Annotated in this window: 11 protein-coding genes and 4 pseudogenes; 10 read left to right on the top strand and 5 right to left on the bottom strand. The window is 46.4% G+C overall.

The window, feature by feature from the left end; genetic code table 11:
* The first annotated feature begins 155 nt into the window (after nt 1–155).
* On the top strand, nt 156–1,823 hold the full coding sequence (gene ettA, locus FJD32_RS05905) for an energy-dependent translational throttle protein EttA (RefSeq protein ID WP_047534771.1): 1,668 nt from the start codon (nt 156–158) through the stop codon (nt 1,821–1,823).
* A 114-nt stretch (nt 1,824–1,937) separates the two neighbouring features.
* Here ettA and FJD32_RS05900 read toward each other — a convergent pair whose 3' ends face one another.
* Complete coding sequence (locus tag FJD32_RS05900) at nt 1,938–2,876, bottom strand: LysR family transcriptional regulator (protein ID WP_140906924.1); 939 nt, start codon at nt 2,874–2,876, stop codon at nt 1,938–1,940.
* Nucleotides 2,877–3,066: 190 nt separating this feature from the next.
* Between FJD32_RS05900 and FJD32_RS05895 the strand changes: the two genes are divergently transcribed.
* Complete coding sequence (locus FJD32_RS05895; protein WP_140906923.1) at nt 3,067–3,966, top strand: MBL fold metallo-hydrolase; 900 nt, start codon at nt 3,067–3,069, stop codon at nt 3,964–3,966.
* A gap of 113 nt (nt 3,967–4,079) precedes the next feature.
* Complete coding sequence (locus FJD32_RS05890) at nt 4,080–4,745, top strand: DsbA family protein (RefSeq protein ID WP_140906922.1); 666 nt, start codon at nt 4,080–4,082, stop codon at nt 4,743–4,745.
* Nucleotides 4,746–4,900: 155 nt separating this feature from the next.
* Here the strand turns inward: FJD32_RS05890 and FJD32_RS05885 are convergent, their stop codons facing one another.
* Together FJD32_RS05885 and FJD32_RS05880 are read right to left on the bottom strand one after the other, a co-directional pair.
* Nucleotides 4,901–5,236 (bottom strand): TapY2 family type IVa secretion system protein, encoded by a 336-nt coding sequence (locus FJD32_RS05885; RefSeq protein ID WP_037421095.1) that lies wholly within the window; start codon nt 5,234–5,236, stop codon nt 4,901–4,903.
* 22 nt (nt 5,237–5,258) lie between these two features.
* Nucleotides 5,259–8,891 (bottom strand): PilC/PilY family type IV pilus protein, encoded by a 3,633-nt coding sequence (locus FJD32_RS05880; RefSeq protein ID WP_240200012.1) that lies wholly within the window; start codon nt 8,889–8,891, stop codon nt 5,259–5,261.
* Between the two features lie 532 nt (nt 8,892–9,423).
* On the opposite strand from FJD32_RS05880, the gene FJD32_RS05875 reads away from it, so the two are divergent.
* The 3 genes and pseudogenes from FJD32_RS05875 to FJD32_RS05865 form a co-directional block, all read left to right on the top strand.
* Nucleotides 9,424–10,578 (top strand): metallophosphoesterase, encoded by a 1,155-nt coding sequence (locus tag FJD32_RS05875; protein WP_140906920.1) that lies wholly within the window; start codon nt 9,424–9,426, stop codon nt 10,576–10,578.
* Between the two features lie 173 nt (nt 10,579–10,751).
* Nucleotides 10,752–11,545 (top strand): annotated as a pseudogene (locus tag FJD32_RS05870) (transporter substrate-binding domain-containing protein).
* A gap of 199 nt (nt 11,546–11,744) precedes the next feature.
* Nucleotides 11,745–12,200, top strand: a pseudogene (locus FJD32_RS05865) (biotin/lipoyl-binding protein); the annotation flags it as partial.
* Nucleotides 12,201–12,213: 13 nt separating this feature from the next.
* Here the strand turns inward: FJD32_RS05865 and FJD32_RS05860 are convergent.
* A complete protein-coding gene (locus FJD32_RS05860) occupies nt 12,214–13,422 on the bottom strand; it encodes an IS4-like element IS10A family transposase (RefSeq protein WP_001206290.1) in 1,209 nt (402 codons plus the stop codon).
* Nucleotides 13,423–13,528: 106 nt separating this feature from the next.
* Here FJD32_RS05860 and FJD32_RS05855 point away from each other — a divergent pair.
* From FJD32_RS05855 to FJD32_RS05845, 4 genes and pseudogenes are all read left to right on the top strand, one after another.
* Nucleotides 13,529–14,191 (top strand): annotated as a pseudogene (locus tag FJD32_RS05855) (efflux RND transporter periplasmic adaptor subunit); the annotation flags it as partial.
* Entirely contained in the window at nt 14,191–17,331 is a 3,141-nt protein-coding gene (locus FJD32_RS05850) for a multidrug efflux RND transporter permease subunit (protein WP_055648308.1), read from the top strand. The pseudogene FJD32_RS05855 and the gene FJD32_RS05850, both read left to right, overlap by 1 nt.
* 155 nt (nt 17,332–17,486) lie before the next feature.
* Nucleotides 17,487–17,558, top strand: a pseudogene (locus tag FJD32_RS25035) (AraC family transcriptional regulator); the annotation flags it as partial.
* A gap of 153 nt (nt 17,559–17,711) precedes the next feature.
* Nucleotides 17,712–18,185: an NYN domain-containing protein gene (locus tag FJD32_RS05845; protein WP_055648309.1), complete on the top strand. Its 474-nt coding sequence runs from the start codon at nt 17,712–17,714 to the stop codon at nt 18,183–18,185.
* Nucleotides 18,186–18,197: 12 nt separating this feature from the next.
* Here the strand turns inward: FJD32_RS05845 and FJD32_RS05840 are convergent, their stop codons facing one another.
* Nucleotides 18,198–19,466 (bottom strand): HD-GYP domain-containing protein, encoded by a 1,269-nt coding sequence (locus tag FJD32_RS05840; RefSeq protein ID WP_140907389.1) that lies wholly within the window; start codon nt 19,464–19,466, stop codon nt 18,198–18,200.
* Nucleotides 19,467–19,532: the final 66 nt, after the last annotated feature.

Below are 19,532 nucleotides of genomic sequence, written 5' to 3'. Positions count from 1 at the left end.
TGCGCGGTATTCTACTCGTAACGAGCCGACAATCCCAGTCTCTGAAACATGAAAATCCTACAGTTTTAGCTTGAATGCGCCTCAATGCCGAGTTGAGTTCGGCGCGCAATCGAGTAGAATTAGCCGCATCATTAGTCACTTATAGATGCAGAAAAATGGCTCAGTTTGTTTACAGCATGTTGCGGGTGGGCAAGGTTGTTCCGCCTAAGAAGCAGATCCTTAAAGACATTTCCTTAAGCTTTTTCCCCGGCGCCAAGATCGGTGTGTTAGGTCTTAACGGTTCAGGTAAATCCACCCTACTGCGCATTATGGCCGGTATCGATACCGAGATTGAGGGTGAAGCGCGCCCAATGCCAGGGCTGAAGATTGGTTACCTGCCACAGGAACCCAAACTCGACCCAACGCAAACCGTGCGTGAAGCGATTGAAGAAGCGGTTTCTGAAGCAAAAAATGCCCTCAAACGCTTAGACGAAGTCTATGCCGCTTATGCAGAACCCGATGCGGACTTCGACGCGCTTGCCAAAGAGCAAGGCGAACTTGAAGCGATTATTCAGGCGCAGGACGCTCACAATCTAGACAACATCCTTGAGCGCGCGGCGAACGCGCTACGTCTGCCTGATTGGGATGAAAAGATTGAAGTCTTATCGGGTGGTGAGCGCCGCCGTGTGGCGATTTGCCGTCTGCTGCTGGAAAAGCCAGAGATGCTGCTACTCGACGAACCGACCAACCACTTGGACGCCGAATCAGTCGCTTGGCTCGAACACTTCCTGCAGGAATACTCGGGCACCGTTGTGGCGATTACCCACGACCGTTACTTCCTCGACAATGCTGCTGGTTGGATTTTAGAACTTGACCGTGGTGAGGGTATCCCATGGGAAGGCAACTACTCTTCATGGCTTGAGCAAAAAGATGCTCGCTTGAAGCAGGAATCGGCCGCTGAAAGCGCGCGTCAAAAGACCATTGCAAAAGAATTAGAATGGGTTCGCCAAGGTGCGAAAGGCCGTCAGTCTAAGGGCAAAGCCCGTATGGCGCGCTTCGAAGAGCTGAACACCACAGATTACCAAAAACGTAACGAAACCAACGAGCTGTTTATTCCGCCTGGACCACGTTTAGGTGATAAAGTCATCGAAGTGAAAAACTTAACCAAGTCCTATGGTGATCGCGTGCTAATCGATAACCTGTCGTTCTCGATTCCTAAAGGCGCGATCGTCGGTATTATCGGAGCCAACGGTGCAGGTAAATCGACCCTGTTCCGCATGCTGTCTGGCAGCGAGCAACCTGATAGTGGCACCATTGAGATAGGTGAAACAGTACAACTGGCGTCGGTTGAACAGTTCCGCGATTCGATGAATGACAAGAACACCATTTGGCAAGAAATCTCTGGTGGTCAAGACATCATGCGCATCAACAACATGGAAATTCCAAGTCGCGCCTATGTTGGCCGCTTTAACTTCCGTGGTGCGGATCAGCAAAAGATTATCGGTACTCTATCGGGCGGTGAGCGCAACCGTGTTCACTTAGCCAAACTGTTGCAGGCTGGCGGTAACGTACTGCTCCTCGACGAACCAACCAACGACTTAGACGTTGAAACCCTGCGCGCACTGGAAGAAGCGATTCTCGAATTCCCAGGTTGCGCTATGGTGATCTCGCACGACCGTTGGTTCTTAGACCGTATCGCGACCCACATTCTGGACTACCGCGACGAAGGCCAAGTGAACTTCTACGAAGGTAACTACACCGAATACTCGGCATGGTTGAAGAACACCTATGGTGCCGATGTGGTTGAACCACACCGCCTGAAATACAAGCGCATGACGAAATAGATCGAGAATCTAGAATCTAGAATCTAGAATCTAGGCAAGCGTGTATCTGAGGAGGTTAACTCGAAAGAGTTAAGCTCCTTTTTATTGCATTGAATTTAGGGTGAGGATTTTCCGTTATTTCAGGCTGACACTATATTCATGCTGGTTCATGCTAGCAAAGTAGGCCACTAGCATATCCATCATCACTCTTAAGGCGGGCTGCATATGTTTACGGGATTGATACACCCCATATACGCCCAAGGATTGAGGTTTAAACTCCCGCAGCAGTGGCACTAATGCCCCCGAGTCGAGATGCGGTTTAACCGCCCACAAGGGCTGCATGGCAATCCCCTCCCCCGCCAAAGTAGCGTTTAGTACCACCATAGAATCATTGGCACTTAAGTTACCTCTTACGGGAATATTAAAAAGCTGCCCCGCCTCGATACCATCAGGATGAATAATTTGAGTAAAGCGCCACATCACATCGCCAAAATAGGAATAGGTTAAACAGTTATGCCGAGTCAAATCCTCGGGATGGCTAATAAGTGAATGGGTTGCAAGATAACGCGGTGCGGCGCAGACCACGGACTCACATTCCCCTAAACGTCTGGCGATTAGACTAGGATCGAGCTCATTAGTGATACGTATGGCAAGATCAATACGTTCGGCAACTAAATCAACGGTTTGACTGCTAACATGAAAGTTCACACTCGCCTGCGGGTGTTGGGCTAAGTAAGGACGCACGACCGTGGGAAGGAGTAAATGCGCTATAAATTGTGAGCAACTGATCCGCAGCAATCCTCGCGGTTGGGCGCTTTGTACATGACTGACCGCGGGGACTTCCTGCGCTAATTCAAGCAAGCGCTGGCAATAATCGAGCACTTGCTCGCCCGCACTGGTCAGGCTCAAACGTCTTGTCGAACGGTGCAGTAAGCGTGCCCCCGACCATTCCTCCATCTCGGCCAAATAACGGGTTACCATAGAACGCGACATATCCAGCGCTTCGGCGGCGCCAATCATGCTGCCTCGTTCAACAATAGTCACAAAAACCTTTGCCGCTTCGAGTCTATCCATGGTTTATCCGTCCCTTGTGTTGATTGCCTTGCACTAAATAATCAGTTTCAAACGTTGATTCATCCGGATTATGCAACAAATAAGCGCAAGTTTCCGTGTTTATCTAACGTTTTTTGCAACCTAAACTAAGCTCACTTTTGCAGCAGTGCAAATCACCGAATCCTATTTGAATGAATAAGTGAGAACAGAAATGACACTATTGAATGCTCTAAAATTAACCTCTTTGAAACCCCAGTTAGCCGCAACCATGCTGGTGGCGGGAATGGCTACTGCTCAGGCAGCACCTTTGCAAGTGAGCCATTTTAATCCAGGCGAAAACAGTATTTTTGCGGTATCTTCAAGCTTTATTAGCGGTGAACATGAAATGATGCTGGTCGATGCACAATTTCAAAAAAATGATGCCCAAACCTTAGTGGATACCATTAAAGCCAGCGGTAAAAAGCTTACCTTGGTGTATATCAGCCATAGCGATCCAGACTTTTACTTTGGATTGGATGTGATTAAGCAAAACTTCCCCGAGGTCGAAATCGTTGCCACTCAAACCACAGTCGATGACATTAAAGCCTCGATGGAAGGCAAACTGGCCTACTGGGGACCGATTTTAAAGGACAATGCCCCGAGACAATTAGTGCTGCCTAAGGTGGTCACCACCAATCGCTTTAGTATCGACGGTGAACAAGTACTGATTGAAGGACTAGAGGATGCTCACCCTAAGCATACCTACCTGTGGATACCGTCGGCTAAAACCATCACTGGTGGCGTTGAAGTGTTTGATAACACCCATGTTTGGATGGCAGATACCCAAAGTGTTGAGTCGCGTAAAGCTTGGTTAACCCATTTAGAAAAGATGGAAGCCTTATCTCCCAAAGAGGTTATCCCTGGACATTATCTCGGTGATGCCAGATTTGATAAGCGCGCCATCGATTTTACTCGCGATTATATTAATGCCTTTGAAAAGGCAGCCAAAACAGCAAAAGATTCTGCGGACTTAATCGCCAAGATGCTCAAGCTCTACCCACAAATTCCTTTAGATGCAGGGCTTGAGATCAGTGCCAAAGTCATCATGGGTGAAATGCGCTGGCCAATGTAAGGGAATAGGGGCATGGATATCTCCATGTCCCATTCAATCTGACATTCGCGCTTAGGCTAGCCCTTAAGCCAAAAAGCCAGAACAAAAGACTGTTTTTTGTAGGAATAATTGCGATGAACCCAACTATCAATACCACCATGAAAGCTAAGGCCGTGTTACATGCCATTATCGATCCCTTGTGCGGTTGGTGTTACGCAGCCGCACCGCTGTTTGATGCAGCAGCCGCTGCCGGATTTACCATCAAACTCCACGCAGGTGGCATGCTCACCGGCCCAAGGCGCAAACAGATTGATAACCAATGGCGCGATTATGTGATGCCCCATGATCAACGGATTGCCGCGTTAACCGGACAAGCCTTTGGTGAAAACTATTATGAAGGCTTATTACGTGATACCAGCATTGTACTGGATTCTGCGCCCCCCATTAGAGCTATGCTTGCCGTTGCAGCCTTAGGGGGCAATGAGCTAGCTTACCTACATGCAGTGCAACTCGCCCATTATCGCGATGGCAAAAGCGCCAGCGATGAACAGAATCTACATCTTTTAGCGGAAAAAATGGGAATAGATGGCGCTGCCTTTACGAAGGAATTTGCCCAAAATGAAGACACGTTTTACCAGCACATTTTGGCATCACGGGCGCTGATGAATCAGCTGGGTGCCCAAGGTTTCCCTTCAGTAGCACTCACGACAAGTGAGGGAAATCTGCGTTTACTCAATCACAGCCATTTTTACGGTCATCCGAGCAAGTGGCTTGAGTATCTGAATGAACAAGTGTCTTAACACGCCACTTTCTTGAAAGTGCGCCAGTCTTACGTTTTACTTATGAAGACTCAAACCTTGGCTTTTTGAGTTTGGGGTTTCCCCCTTAAACGATGGGATAAGTCACTATAGGATTTATCCCATCGGCATTTTCAATGTTGATACCACAGGCCAAGTTAACCCTGATTATCGAGCGCAAGCTCGGCTTGCTTTGCCTGTTCGAGCGTAAAAGGCTCACTCATTTTTACACACTCAAGTACTGCTTTCGCATAGAGTGGAATCGGCTTATCCCGAGGTAAACGCGGTAGCTGTGTCCCGGGCAAGGTAAGCAGATACTCATTGACTTTAGATTCAAACCACGAGAAACGAATCAGCTTAAACCCCTGATTAGTATCTAAATAGCATTTGTAATCCTGTCGCTTCTCAGTTTCTGTCGCCAGCGCTGACCATTGGAATCCCGCTAGCAGCAACAAACCAAGGGTACCGTATTTCATCATAAGGCTATTACTCATCTCGACTCGTTAACTCTTTACATCATTGACTGATGTAATAATAAATTTTGTTCGTTGTTGGCCCGCCCCCAATACACTTAGGGTTACCACTTTCACATGTCGCCTCATCTGGCACCGCATTACCGATACCAATCAAAAACATATCTGGCGTTGGTACTTTAGCATTCGGGTCCTTAGGCTGCTCGGCAGGCGGGATCACCAACTGCGGCGTATCCAGTACCAACTCACCTGCATACAAATAATCTGTTTTGTAACCACGAGTGCCCCTGTGCAAATTCTTTTTATAAAGATAGCCTTTGCCCGAACTCAAACATTGGTTGACTGAGCCATCACTACCAGGCACAAAACTGCTGAAGTACACCTCCCCCCCGACTATGGTCGCAGACGACAGGCTCTTTTCGCCTTTACGAGAGAAGTTATAGTACCAACCTCGTTTTTGACTAAAGACGATTTCACTGGCCTGATCATTGGGCGCAGCCGAACTGACATCATATAAATCACTTAACTGTAGTGTTTTAGGCACAGGCTTTTGATTTGATTTACCTTGGAATGATTGAGTGACTATGTTTCTATCTTGCAATGCAAAAAACATATCCGAGCGGGAGACATCACTTGGCTTTGCCCTGTGGCCACTCCCGACAACAATTGCGTCGTAAGGAATATTCTGTGATGTGACAACTTTGGTCGATGTTCCATTAACGACTTTAGTCAGCTCAAAGGTATTGGAGATCAAGGTCTGGGCCACTATAGGCCCAGAAAAGAATCGCCTATCTCCTGCCACTGAACTCTTATCCCCTAATGCGGCAAATTTAAATCCCGACCAGGTCGACACATTCGCGGAGGGCATATCCATCCGCCATACATTACCTTGGATATCTGTGGCATAGATTCTATCGGTATGACCATCACCATTGCCGTCTAATACAGCAACACTGCTTGGAATACTGGTGGCAATACCTGGCAATGGCGTGTTCGCCCCACTGCCGCCGAATTGATGGATTAACGCCCCCGTTTGCGCATCGACAATAAACACGCCACGGCCACTGCTGTCATCAGTACCAATCTCAGCGCCATCTTTAGTTGAAGGGGAATATCCGCCACCAAAAATCAATACAGGCTTATCGCCAGTCGCACTCGGAATTGTCGTCACCACAGGCGTCGACCAAGATTGCCCTAACTCGCCCATACCGGGTGAGCTGGCATCTATCTTCCACATAAAACTGGGGTTATCAGGTGTGGTCACATCGAGGGCGTAATACGCATTGCCGCCTCGGCGCATTCCCACAAATACCCATGCCTTTTCAATCCGTTTGCCCTGCATTTTGGTGTAGGCAACTGGCGAGCCATCAATACCGTATACCGAGTGTACGCCCGTCGGCGCGTTAGCCTTGAGATCGCGAAAATTCGGCAGTAGCTCATAGGGGATAAATCCCCAAGTCTCAGACACGCTATCACCTTCATCCTTAAACATATGCAGGAACCCATGGTTCGTCCCGACAAGAATTCGGATATCAGGTTTAGCTTCAGAACCAAAATTGAGTGCTAAGGGCTTGGAATGTAGAGCATCTCCCATAATATCAGCGCGCCAATTTGGGGTTGCGCTCCTGACAGTACTTAAGTCCTGATTTTTATCGTTATCAACATCGATTCCCTTCGCCCAGTCAAATAGCCCAGTGAGTTCTGTTTCATCGACCCCCATATAGGTGGCTAAACGCACATTATCCCCAGCTTTTCGAGCTGCATTTGACAGAGTAAAAGCGCTCAATCCACTGCCAAAATTACTGTATAAAGTGCGACTAGTCGCCTGCTGCATCGCGGCTAGCACCCCGCCACGCTTAACATCGTTACCATCACCGCTGCTTCCGCATTCTTCAGCTGATGTCCAATAGGAGCAAGCATCGGCTTTGATATTACCATCTTCACCTATCACATTTTTGCCTTTGCTATCAACGACATCACCGTCACTGGTCACCTTGAACTTTTTAATATTCCCTAGCCATCTTGGTCCCTTATTAGGCAAGAACATAGAGTAATAAGCTGAATCAAAGGTTTGAGTACGATTGAAGTTATTGCTCGCTACCGAGGGGGAAGTAAAGCTGGCATTTTTTTCGAGGATATTATTTAAAGCCGTTTGCAATGAAGAACGTAATTGACTGGCATCGGTGGCATCAAAATACTTACCACCGCCATTATCGGCGGTTTGCTTCAGTAGGTGCTCGGCACTGGCTGCACCTTCACTAAACCCAATGGTAAAGGTTCTAACGGTTTGTTTTCCGGCTAAATTAGGATTCACATCCTCAGTTCGCATCCAGCCAGAAAGCGCACTGAGATAACTTTTAGGATTGGAAGTATGCTTACCCACACCATTGGTTAAACGCTCAATAATGCCATCGGCCGCGTTATCAAGCGTCGGCTCGCCGTCGGTGATATAGACGATATACGCTTCATTTTGGCAAGGCTTAAACGGCGAATTGTACGTATTACTTCCAATAATAAGCGCAGCTGGGTCAGTAAAGGGATTAGAACTGGCGTTGTAGGTACCTTGGTAACGCCCCCAATTATCGTAGTAATTATAATCGCTATCATCATCACCAAAATACTGTTCCTGCCCACCAAAATAACGATAGGCTTCGTAGAGCGTTTCGCATAGCGGCGTATTTTGGGCATAACTAATAAGATTGACCCTTTTCAATAAATCAATTTTGGCTTGGGCGGACATAGTCTTAATCCCAGAGATAATCCGCCCACCGTCACGCGCACCATCACGTGGCCCATTCATATTAAAAATAGCTAAACCAAAATCCACACCCGGCGTAGTTAAAACCACACTTTCAATCGCATCTTGCGCCAGTTCTAGACGGGTTTTATTGACCTTCTTTTTAGTACCATGGTGCCATTTTAAATAATCTTCGGTATAAACAGTGACCACTTTGCCGGAGCCAAATCCCGTTTTCTGCGCCTTTGCCTTCGCGCTTGCCTTAGCACTCTCGGATGAGTGAATATTGACTGCCGTGTACCGAACGGGTTTAGCCGCAGAGCCTAAACTGTCAACGGGTAAACCGTTAGCCTCTCCTGCTGCATTACCGAGTCTTTCCTCTTGGATATCTTCAAAGCAATCGACAGCAGCTATCGAGCTACCATTTAGTTCAGAAAATTCTTTCCACGCACCAGTCCCCCCCGAAAAACCATACTCACGAAAGAAACCAGTGAAGGTGCCATACCGATTGAGGTAATCCCACGAGCTTTCACAGCCATTGAGTGCGGCATTAAACTGACGCATTTCACGCTGAGAGGCAGGATTAGGTAACTCAGCATTATCAGCCGAACCTCGGCTATAAAATAGCTTTCCCGACTGGGCATAGTTAGCATTACGTTTATTCTCGTAAGGAGCATCGACCCCATAGGCAAGATTACTCATACTGCCGGAGTTATCGAAAATGATCAGCACCTGCGGGCGCGAGCCATTACGGGCGGACGCTTCGAACACATAAAGCTCTGTATCATCAGCAATGCTTGACGCGGTAAATAAACTCACCACGCCAACAACGAGGCTCGAAATAATAAAAGCGACTATTGAAGTTAACGTATGGCGGACGTTTTGAAGGCGAGATTGACAAATATGTTTCAATAAAACGTAATTAAGCGAAAAGATCATCAACGAGTTTTTCTGACATTTAAATAAAAACTGACTCATACAGTATGCGCATCTGTTATTAAGGAATAATAAAAGCACCTGCATTTACAAAACTAGGATTTAAATTGTTTAAAAAGGCCAAGTTAACCGCACAACAAACAGTAAGTTAACCGAACGTAAAACAGTAAAATCATAAACTTAGGCTACTTTCAGCAATTATTACCATTATGCACACCGAATTGACAACAAATAAATAAAAAATGTAACCAATAAAAATATCACCATCATAGTAATGAGCTAAAAATAAAAAACAGTGACACTTATGATATTGAGAATGCGCTATTACGTTATAGGAAATAAAGGAGAACACCTGCCAAAAAAATATAAAAAAATGCTATACCATTAATTTAACTTGCCAAAACAAAACAGGCTGAACAACAAACATAGAGATAAAGCGTTCTCACCATGAAAATATCCCAACATAGGATCCCTTGCCCTACCAAGTTATTAACATTATGCTAACCAACCACGTTTAATAACTCAGGAGCTTTGAATGCACGCGCTCTTCCGCCATGGTTTAGGTCACTCGACACCTCAACCACAGAATATATCTTCGCTCACATTGAAGAAGAGACTCACTTCGGGTCAGGCTTCACTGTTTACTTTGCTAAGTTTATTTTCTGTTGGCGCATTTAGCACTGAACTTACGCCATCATCCGTGACCGATGGTCCTTATGTTTTCCTCGACCAAGGTAACCAAAATACCGCCTACTGGATCTGCCAGAGTCAGTTAAAACAAACCCCTATCGCAAACAATCAATTGGCTCGCCCAAATGATTGTGGCAACTTGCCACAGCCCAAACGCCATACCGATGCTCCCAAAGTTGAAGCTGATACCTACACTCATGCAGGCAAGATAGTGGCCTTAAGCGATGTGCATGGGCAATTCGATGTGATGATTAACCTACTGAAAGCCCATCAGATTATCGATGAAAATAATCACTGGGCCTTTGGTGACGGCCATATGGTCATGACGGGAGATATGTTCGACCGTGGTCACCAAGTTAACGAAGTTCTGTGGTTTTTATATAAGTTAGATAAGCAAGCCCAAGCCGCCGGTGGTCGATTACATTTACTTATGGGCAACCACGAGCAAATGGTGTTTCGCGGCGACTTACGTTATGTGAATGAGCGCTATAAAACCTCGGCGGAATTACTCAATCGCAGCTATGATGCGCTGTACAACAAAGACACCGAAATCGGCCGTTGGCTTCGCAGTAAAAATACTCTAGTAAAGATCAATAATCTGCTGTTTATGCACGGTGGAATAAGCCCTGAATGGGTCGAGCGTAAACTCAATATCAGCGATGCTAATCAGTTATTCCGTCAACATTTAGACGATAAAAAAGAAGATTTAAAACAAAACGATCTGTTGAATTTCCTGTTTTTCACTAATGGCCCCACTTGGTACCGTGGCTACTTTAAAGATGCACTCGCTGAACCCGAAATCGACCGAATCCTAAACTACTTTAAGGTTGATCATATTATCGTCGGCCACACTTCACAGGAACGAGTACTTGGACTTTACCATAATAAAATCATTGCAATAGATAGTAGTATTAAGGATGGTCAGTCAGGAGAATTATTACTGATAGATGACAATAAACTCACCCGCGGGTTATATAAGGGCGAGCAAGTAGCACTTTAAATCGATTCAGGGCTTATAGGTTTAATCCATAAGCCCTTTTTATTATTCAATAAAAGGATAACGAGTCGACTCCATATCGAGTAAGCGATAACTTACCTATCTATACAAAATTCAACTCATCGGCTTAACACCCCCTATACTCAGCAAATAACGCTTTAACGTTAGGGATGCGTATGGACTTCAAACTGCTGATAAATTTAAGCCTTGTATTGCTGTTGCTAGGATTGCCTTCCCGCAGTTTTGCAGGACGAGATTTAAACTTAGTTGCGACCAATTATCCGCCCTTTTATGCCGATTCGTTACCCGAGCAAGGTGGCGTTGCCCAAGTCGTTAAAGAGGCCTTTAAACGCCAAGGCTACAATGCCAGTGTTAAGTTTTATCCCTTTGCGCGAGCAGCATTACTGGTAAAAACCGGCCAAGCCGATGGTATTATTGGACTTTGGTACCGCAAAGAACGTGAGCAATGGGCGCATTATTCTGCACCGATACAAGCCGTACAGATTGTCTTCTACAAACGTAAAGATAACCCGTTACGTTTTAGTCAATTAAGCGAACTTAAGCCCTTTACCATCGGCATTGGCCGCGGTTACGCCAATCCACCCGAAATAGCCGCCACAGGACTCACGACAGAGGAAGGTAATTCCGACGAAATGAATCTTAAGAAATTGTTTCTAAAACGCATTGACTTAGTGTTAATCGGCCACAATCTTGCTCAATATTTAATCAAGCAAAATCAAAGTGAATATGCCGATACTTTCGAGCAGGTAGGAGACCCCATCGCCACAGAGGTATTCCATCTGGGCGTCTCTTTGGCGATAACGGATCAGTCCACCTTGATCGACGAATTTAACAAAGGCCTTGAAAGCATGGGCCAAGATGGTCGTCTTGAGGCAATTTTAAGCCAGTATCCGCAAATTCAATCGCCGTAGATCCGATAGAAAAAATACGAACACAAGCACATCCTTAGCAGAATAACTCAGCTATCGTATGCACTTCGAATGGGGCGAATGAGATTGCCATGGGGTATCTCGACACAAAACACAATTTCTTTCACTTTCGAGTGCTTAACTTTACAAACTTTTACCCACCTGATGACGGTTATTCACTAGAATAGCGCCATTAGTGCTAACGCCTGTTAACCGTCTTTGTGCGAGATAATTATTCCAATGAAAAAAACCATAATAGCCATTGCCTTAGTTGCGGCGGTTGCCGCCGCTGTGAGCTTTAGTGATGTATTGCAGGCTGCCAAACCCGAAAGTGCCCCCCAGCTTATGCGTACCGTGCCAGTTGTCACAGGGGAAGTGGTTGAACATCCACTGGCTCAATCTATTTCACTGATTGGTAAACTGGCCGCTGAGCGCGCAGTGGTGATCGCGCCGCAAGTCACCGGCAAAATTAAACAAATTGCCGTGACTTCGAATCAAACAGTGAAAAAAGGTCAGCTCCTTATCGAACTCGATGATATGAAAGCTCAAGCCGCGGTGGCTGAAGCCAATGCCTTTTTAAATGATGAAACCCGCAAGCTCAGAGAGTTTGAAAAACTTATCAGCCGCAATGCCATCACTCAAACCGAAATCGATGCTCAAAAAGCCAGTGTCGATATTGCCAGAGCACGCTTAGCCCTGAAGGATCCCCTCATAAATCAGCCATAGCATAGCCATATTTGAGCAACTGATTGGCGAATAATACCCAGGCCGCCAGCAATTCTTTCTCCGTGATTTGATAATCAGGCCGCCTGAGCACCTCCAATCCCAAGCGAATCGTTGAGAGTACCGTTCGATGCCCAATGGTATTGGCCTGAAAATGCTTATCCCAGCCCTGTTGCTGTGCGTGTAAACCAACTAGCCACAACAGGCATTGAACCATCAACGCTATCAGTAGGATGATGTCGAATCGCTCTGGACTGTTGGTACGACTTTGGCGTAAGCCAAAGCCGTATGCCGGGCTTTTGAGGTCACGAAAGGTTTCCTCTATTTGCATACGTTTGGCGTACAGGTTTACCAGCTGCTTTGGGCTCCGAGATTCTGGTGGTAAATTGCTGGCTAACACCCAAGGCTCTTTCGCCGATGTTGAGTACGTTTTTGCCGATGGATGGTGGCAATTAGTCCTCGTTGAACGCTGATTTGTACGCCCCTTAGGTTTGCTACGATAAAGCGTGAGATGGCAATTGATAGGGTTAGTTTTGGTCAAGGTCTTACAACCCAGGCTCTTCGCTTGACCGTTGGCCAAGTCATGTGTACTGCGAACTGCACGCCAATTTTCAGCGCCAATATCTGCAAATTGAACTGTACCGCGAATACGGCTTAGCCAAAACCAACCATGCGCCTCAACCTCTTTGTACCAAGGCACTTTGAACCCCGCGTCAGTCACGATGAGAGGGGTAACATGCAAAGGTAAAATCTTGGCTAAGTCCGCTAAAAAACCGTTGTGGGAGGCCTTAGAGCATTGTTCTGATAGGGGATAGGACTTCTCATACAGGGTAATAGAGCGGCCATTGAAGGCTATTGAGGCGCGCAGAGCCATGATGCGTTTATGCTCTCGGATGTCTGACCAATCGACGAGCACAATCGGCATAGGGTTACCAGAACAGATGAGGCTGGCATGCCATTGGTAGACAGCTAACCGTTCTTGATGCAGATGCGTGTTGCCGAGCAAACGATCAATGCGCTTGATGTTGTGCTTGGTTCGGGCCGTGGTTGGTAAATTTCGACCTAACTCAGTCAAGGTCAGTGTCTTACATTCAATCAGTGCCTTAGAGGCCAGCATCAAGCTGTTTAATCGTTTTAGGTGAAGTTCTGGGCAGTATTGGTGTAAAGAATGTTGTAGGATATTGGCTTCGCGCATCTTGTTGTCCAAGTGTAGTTTTTAGCGAAACCATTTGATCATGCAACAAGATGCGCTTCCACTCTAATTTGATGATTTATTTGTAAATCATCAGGGGATTCTTCAGCGCTTAGCCTCTGCGCAGGCAGATTTACATTATCATTCCCTTATCGCACCTTTTGCCGGTAAAACCGGGCTGATTAACTTTAGTGAAGGTAAGATGGTAAGTATTGGCACAGAGTTAATGACCTTAGATGATTTATCCAGCATGCGACTGGACTTACAAGTGCCTGAACATTTTCTGTCACAACTTAGCATTGGCATGCCAGTATCAGCCACCAGCCGAGCTTGGCCAGGACAAACCTTTATCGGCAAAGTGGTCGCCATCGATCCCCGCGTGAATGAAGAAACCTTAAACCTGAAGATCCGCGTACAATTTGAAAATAGCGATAATCGCTTAAAACCCGGCATGATGATGTCATCAACCATCACCTTCCCACCGATTTCAGCCCCCATAGTGCCAGTGCAAGCCCTAGAATATTCAGGCACTAAACGCTATGTGTATGTGGTTGGTGAGGATCATATCGCCCATCGCACCGAAGTGATTTTGGGTGCCCGTGTTGGCGACCAAGTGCTTATCGATAGCGGCCTTAAAATTGGCGATAAAGTGGTGGTTCAAGGGCTTGTGAATATGCGCGATGGCTTAAAAATCAATGAAGTCGCTCTTGAAGCTAAGAATAGTAATAACCGCCCAGCCAAGTCAGACGTCAACACTGCGGAGACGAAATAATGTGGCTGTCCGATGTCTCAGTTAAACGCCCCGTCGTTGCAATTGTTTTAAGCTTACTGCTATGCGTGTTTGGCTTAGTGTCCTTTACTAAACTTTCAGTGCGGGAAATGCCCGATGTTGAAAGCCCAGTGGTGACAGTCAGCACCAGTTATTCCGGTGCATCGGCAGCGATTATGGAAAGTCAAATCACCAAGACCCTTGAGGATGAACTCACGGGGATCAGCGGTATCGATGAAATCACCTCTACAACTCGTAATGGTAGCTCGCGGATCACGGTCAAATTCCTCCTCGGTTGGAACTTAACCGAAGGGGTGAGTGATGTGCGTGATGCCGTGGCCCGCGCCCAGCGCCGTCTGCCGGAAGACGCTAACGATCCTGTAGTATCGAAGGACAATGGCTCAGGCGAACCGTCCGTGTATGTGAACTTAAGTTCAACCGTGATGGACAGAACCCAGCTGACCGATTATGCCCAGCGGGTTTTAGAAGACAGATTCAGTCTGATCAGCGGCGTGAGTTCCATCAGTATTTCGGGTGGTCTTTATAAGGTCATGTATGTCAAGCTCAGACCCGAGCAAATGGCGGGGCGCAACGTCACCGTCACCGATATCACTAGCGCCCTACGTAAAGAGAACATCGAAACCCCTGGCGGCCAAGTGCGTAACGATACCACAGTGATGTCGGTGCGTACCAAAAGGCTCTATTACACCCCAAAGGATTTTGACTATTTAGTCGTACGCACAGCCAGCGACGGGACACCTATCTATTTAAAAGATGTGGCCGATGTTGCCGTGGGCGCACAGAATGAAAACTCCACCTTTAAAAGTGATGGTATTGTTAACCTAAGCTTAGGGGTGATCACTCAATCCGATGCAAACCCATTGGTCGTCGCTCAGGAAGTCCATAAAGAAGTCGATAAAATTCAAGACTTTTTACCCGATGGCACCAGTCTTGTAGTCGACTTTGACTCCACCGTCTTTATTGACCGCTCAATCAACGAGGTCTACAACACCCTCTATGTCACTGGCGCCCTCGTGGTGTTAGTGCTGTATATCTTTATCGGTCAAGCAAGGGCAACCCTTATCCCCGCGGTAACGGTTCCAGTCTCTTTAATCTCCGCCTTTATTGCCGCCAACATGCTAGGTTATTCAATTAACCTACTGACATTAATGGCATTAATCCTCGCCATTGGTCTCGTGGTCGACGATGCGATTGTGGTGGTCGAAAACATTTTCCACCATATCGAAAAAGGCGAAGAGCCGCTGCTTGCGGCTTACAAAGGCACGCGGGAAGTGGGCTTTGCGGTCGTGGCAACCACCGCGGTGTTAGTCATGGTGTTCCTGCCGATTTCATTTATGGATGGCATGGTCGGTTTACTCTTTACCGAATTTTCCGTGATGCTGGCAGTGTCTGTACTGTTCTCATCCCTCATTGCCCTCACGCTAACGCCAGTATTGAGTAGCAAATTACTCAAAGCCAATGTAAAACCTAACCGTTTCAATCGCATTGTGGATAGTGGTTTTGCGCGCATGGAAAGGGTTTACCGTGTGGGTGTAACCCATGCGATCCGCTTTAGATTACTGGCACCACTGGTCATTCTCGCCTGTATTGGCGGTAGCGCATGGTTAATGCAGCAAGTCCCCTCGCAATTAGCACCACAGGAAGACCGCGGTGTACTTTACGCCTTTGTGAAAGGCGCTGAGGGCACTAGCTATAACCGTATGACGGCGAACATGGATATCGTCGAAGACAGATTAATGCCACTCCTTGGCCAAGGTGTATTGCGGTCTTTCAGTGTGCAAGCCCCTGCCTTTGGTGGTCGTGCTGGCGATCAAACTGGCTATGTGATCATGCAGCTAGAGGATTGGGAACATCGCAATGTCACGGCGCAACAGGCGCTCGGGATTATAAGTAAAGCATTGAAAGATATTCCCGATGTGATGGTTCGCCCTATGATGCCAGGCTTTAGGGGGCAATCGAGTGAGCCAGTACAATTTGTACTGGGTGGCTCTGATTATGCGGAACTCTTTAAATGGGCACAAGTGTTAAAAGAGCAAGCCAATGCCAGCCCGATGATGGAAGGCGCGGATCTGGATTACGCCGAAACCACACCGGAACTGATTGTCAGCGTTGATAAAGAGCGCGCAGCAGAACTTGGGATCAGCGTCGATGACGTCTCACAAACCTTAGAAGTGATGCTCGGCGGTCGTAAAGAAACCACCTATGTGGATCGCGGCGAAGAGTACGATGTGTATCTGCGCGGTGATGAAAACAGTTTTAACAACGTCGGCGATTTAAGCCAAATCTATATGCGTTCAGCCAAGGGCGAATTAGTCACGCTCGATACGGTCACCCATATCGAAGAAGTGGCCTCAGCGCAAAGATTGAGCCATACCAATAAACAAAAATCCATCACCCTTAAGGCCAACATCAGTAAAGGTTACACCTTAGGCGAGGCCTTAACGTTCTTAGAAAACAAGTCCATAGAGTTATTACCCAAGGATATTTCCATTGGCTATACAGGTGAATCAAAAGACTTTAAAGAAAACCAAAGCAGTATTTTTATTGTGTTCGGTTTAGCACTACTGGTGGCTTACTTGGTACTCGCTGCGCAATTTGAGAGTTTTATCAACCCCCTAGTGGTGATGTTTACCGTACCAATGGGAGTATTTGGAGGTTTCCTCGGCCTGTTAGTGACCAGTCAAGGTATTAACATTTATAGCCAGATCGGCATGATCATGTTGATTGGCATGGTGACCAAAAACGGGATCTTAATTGTCGAGTTTGCCAACCAACTGCGTGACCGAGGTTTAGCCTTAGATAAAGCCATTATCGATGCCTCAACCCGCCGTTTACGCCCGATTTTGATGACGGCCTTCACCACCTTAGTCGGCGCGATACCGCTGATTTTCTCAACTGGCGCAGGCTCTGAGAGCCGGATTGCGGTGGGGACTGTGGTGTTTTTCGGCATGGCCTTTGCGACCTTTGTCACCCTGTTTGTCATCCCTGCAATGTACCGTTTAATCTCGGCCGCGACCCATTCACCGGGATATGTTGAAGCTAAGCTCGAAGCGGCCATCAAAGCACAAGAGTTAGCGGCACAAGAGGCAGCCAAACAGCAGGAACAAACGGCAAAAGCCTAATTTATCGCCATGATGTAAACAGGCGCGAAATAATGCGTTTGCTTAAATCATAAAAGCCAAGGGAGCAGTCCCTTGGCTTTTTCATTTAGGTTTCAGATGAGTTCCTTCTATGTTTTATCCAACCTACATGATCTGCAAAATCAAGTCCGACGCATAACAGCGACAGTGCCTTCATTAGCTTTTTTAAGCAATATACCGGCACCACACCGGCGCAATACTTTAAATAATCAATCCATTAACCTAACTAAAAATCCGTTAAGCAAAGCTAAACTCGGCCATTACCGACTAGATCCATTGCTGTTTTTGCCTGCTCGCGCCATTAGCTACCTTGCTGTGCTATAGTGCGCAGAGTCTTCCAACTGATAGCCATAACTTATCCCTTGAAAAGAATCGCCCTCTTTGTCGATGTGCAAAACATTTATTACACCTGCCGTGAGGCCTATCAGCGCCAGTTTAACTATCGTAAACTCTGGCAACACTTGAGTGCGCAAGGAAATATTGTCAGTGCTGTTGCCTATGCCATTCATCGAGGTGATGATGGCCAGCTTAAGTTTCAAGATGCTTTGAGACATATCGGCTTTGAGTTAAAACTTAAGCCCTTTATCCAGCGCAGTGACGGATCAGCAAAGGGAGATTGGGATGTGGGGATCACAATTGATGTACTCGATACCGCTCCCAATGTGGATACCGTAATACTGCTTTCTGGCGATGGGGATTTTGCAATCTTGCTTGAGAAAATAACGCAAAAATATGATGTTAAGACAGAAGTCTATGGCGTCCCCCAACTGACAGCAAAATCACTGATGGATGCAGCAACACAGTTTAATCCGATTGATGATGCTTTACTGCTCTAACAACAATGAATATTAAGCTGAAAATTCTTGGGTTGATAATTGATAAAAATTATCTATATCTGCCAACAAAATGCTGTAAACACCTGCATCTAACTGCCCTTTATCGACCATGGGCTGCATAATGTCGCCAATCTCTGATAGCGATAAAGAGCCTCGATAGGGTCGCTTTTGAGTCAACGCCTGAAAAACATCGACCACAGCAAGAATACGCGAAGGTAAATCTAATTGTTCCTGCTGCTTACTGAAGGGATAGCCTGAACCATCGAGACGTTCATGGTGATTTGAGGCCCATTCGCCTATTACAGACTTAGGGAAAAAACGATGTAAAGTATGCTCTGTATCAACGGTATGACGTTTGACAATCGAATACTCTTCCTTTGTTAATTTGCCTTCTTTATGCAGCAACAGGTCAGGCGTTTTGAGCTTACCGACATCATGTAACAATCCCGCAACGTACAATAATTCAGCATCGGTATCTGATACACCGCAGTCCTTTGCCACTAATTTTGCTAACAGTGCGACTTTTTCTGAATGGTGAAATGTAAAGGGACTCTTAGCATCAACTATTCGAGCTAAAAATCGCGCTAACTGCTTTACCCCGTCAATATCTAATTCTTTGTCGTAAAAGTGATTAGCTTTGAACTCCAGACCTAATAACTCAATATGAGTTGCATCCATGTTGTACCAAAAGCCATCCTTTTTGACCAGTTGACACATTGCATTGACCATTTCTGCTTCAAATAAAGTTCCACTGTGGGCCAATAAATTCTCTGCGACCATACTTTCATGCAATGTAATCAGCTCCTCATGACAACCATGCGTATATCTGGCTCTTAAAAAGTCGGTACGATCCGCTAAGAAAATCAGTGCTGCAATATCACGGTCAAATACGGAAAGCTCATGAGATTGCAACTCAAGCCAAGGTGTGTGGTGGTAAAGAACGACAGGCGCAAAAACATCTAAAATCGGGCATTTAAGCAATGCCTCATAGCCACGTTGACTATGGCACTGCGCATCTTCTGGCTGCATTAATTTGAGCAGACGTAAGTGCTCTTCGGAGGAAGAAACGCCGCAATCATGAATAAGTCCGGCAAAATAGGCGAACTGCTTTTTTTCATCGGGCCAGCCGAGCACATTCGCACATTCGTAAGCCATATAGCCAACCCGATGTCCGTGGTGCAAATCGTCCACCCCAACAAAATCCAATGCCGTCGCAACGGCTAATAAAGCATGCCTTACATCAATATTGACTTTGAAGTCATGGGGCTGAAAGGCATTCATTGAATTTTCCTAATAAATTATTTGTCCCTCACTAAAATATAGTCAATACCTTGATAATTAGCTGCA

It is taken from the genome of Shewanella sp. LC6 (assembly GCF_006385735.2).
Lineage (GTDB): Bacteria > Pseudomonadota > Gammaproteobacteria > Enterobacterales > Shewanellaceae > Shewanella > Shewanella xiamenensis.
The sequence above is the reverse complement of the archived record's forward strand: the minus strand, read 5'-3'. Positions and strand labels throughout refer to the sequence as shown.

Bases quoted from the DNA above. Each gene is read 5' to 3' on its own strand.
- FJD32_RS05900 (WP_140906924.1), bottom strand. From the start codon at position 2,876: ATGGATAGACTCGAAGCGGCAAAGGTTTTTGTGACTATTGTTGAACGA.
- ettA (WP_047534771.1), top strand. From the start codon at position 156: ATGGCTCAGTTTGTTTACAGCATGTTGCGGGTGGGCAAGGTTGTTCCG.
- FJD32_RS05860 (WP_001206290.1), bottom strand. From the start codon at position 13,422: ATGCGCGAAGCCAATATCCTACAACATTCTTTACACCAATACTGCCCA.
- FJD32_RS05840 (WP_140907389.1), bottom strand. From the start codon at position 19,466: ATGAATGCCTTTCAGCCCCATGACTTCAAAGTCAATATTGATGTAAGG.
- FJD32_RS05890 (WP_140906922.1), top strand. From the start codon at position 4,080: ATGAACCCAACTATCAATACCACCATGAAAGCTAAGGCCGTGTTACAT.
- FJD32_RS05885 (WP_037421095.1), bottom strand. From the start codon at position 5,236: ATGAGTAATAGCCTTATGATGAAATACGGTACCCTTGGTTTGTTGCTG.
- FJD32_RS05875 (WP_140906920.1), top strand. From the start codon at position 9,424: ATGCACGCGCTCTTCCGCCATGGTTTAGGTCACTCGACACCTCAACCA.
- FJD32_RS05880 (WP_240200012.1), bottom strand. From the start codon at position 8,891: ATGATCTTTTCGCTTAATTACGTTTTATTGAAACATATTTGTCAATCT.
- FJD32_RS05895 (WP_140906923.1), top strand. From the start codon at position 3,067: ATGACACTATTGAATGCTCTAAAATTAACCTCTTTGAAACCCCAGTTA.
- FJD32_RS05850 (WP_055648308.1), top strand. From the start codon at position 14,191: ATGTGGCTGTCCGATGTCTCAGTTAAACGCCCCGTCGTTGCAATTGTT.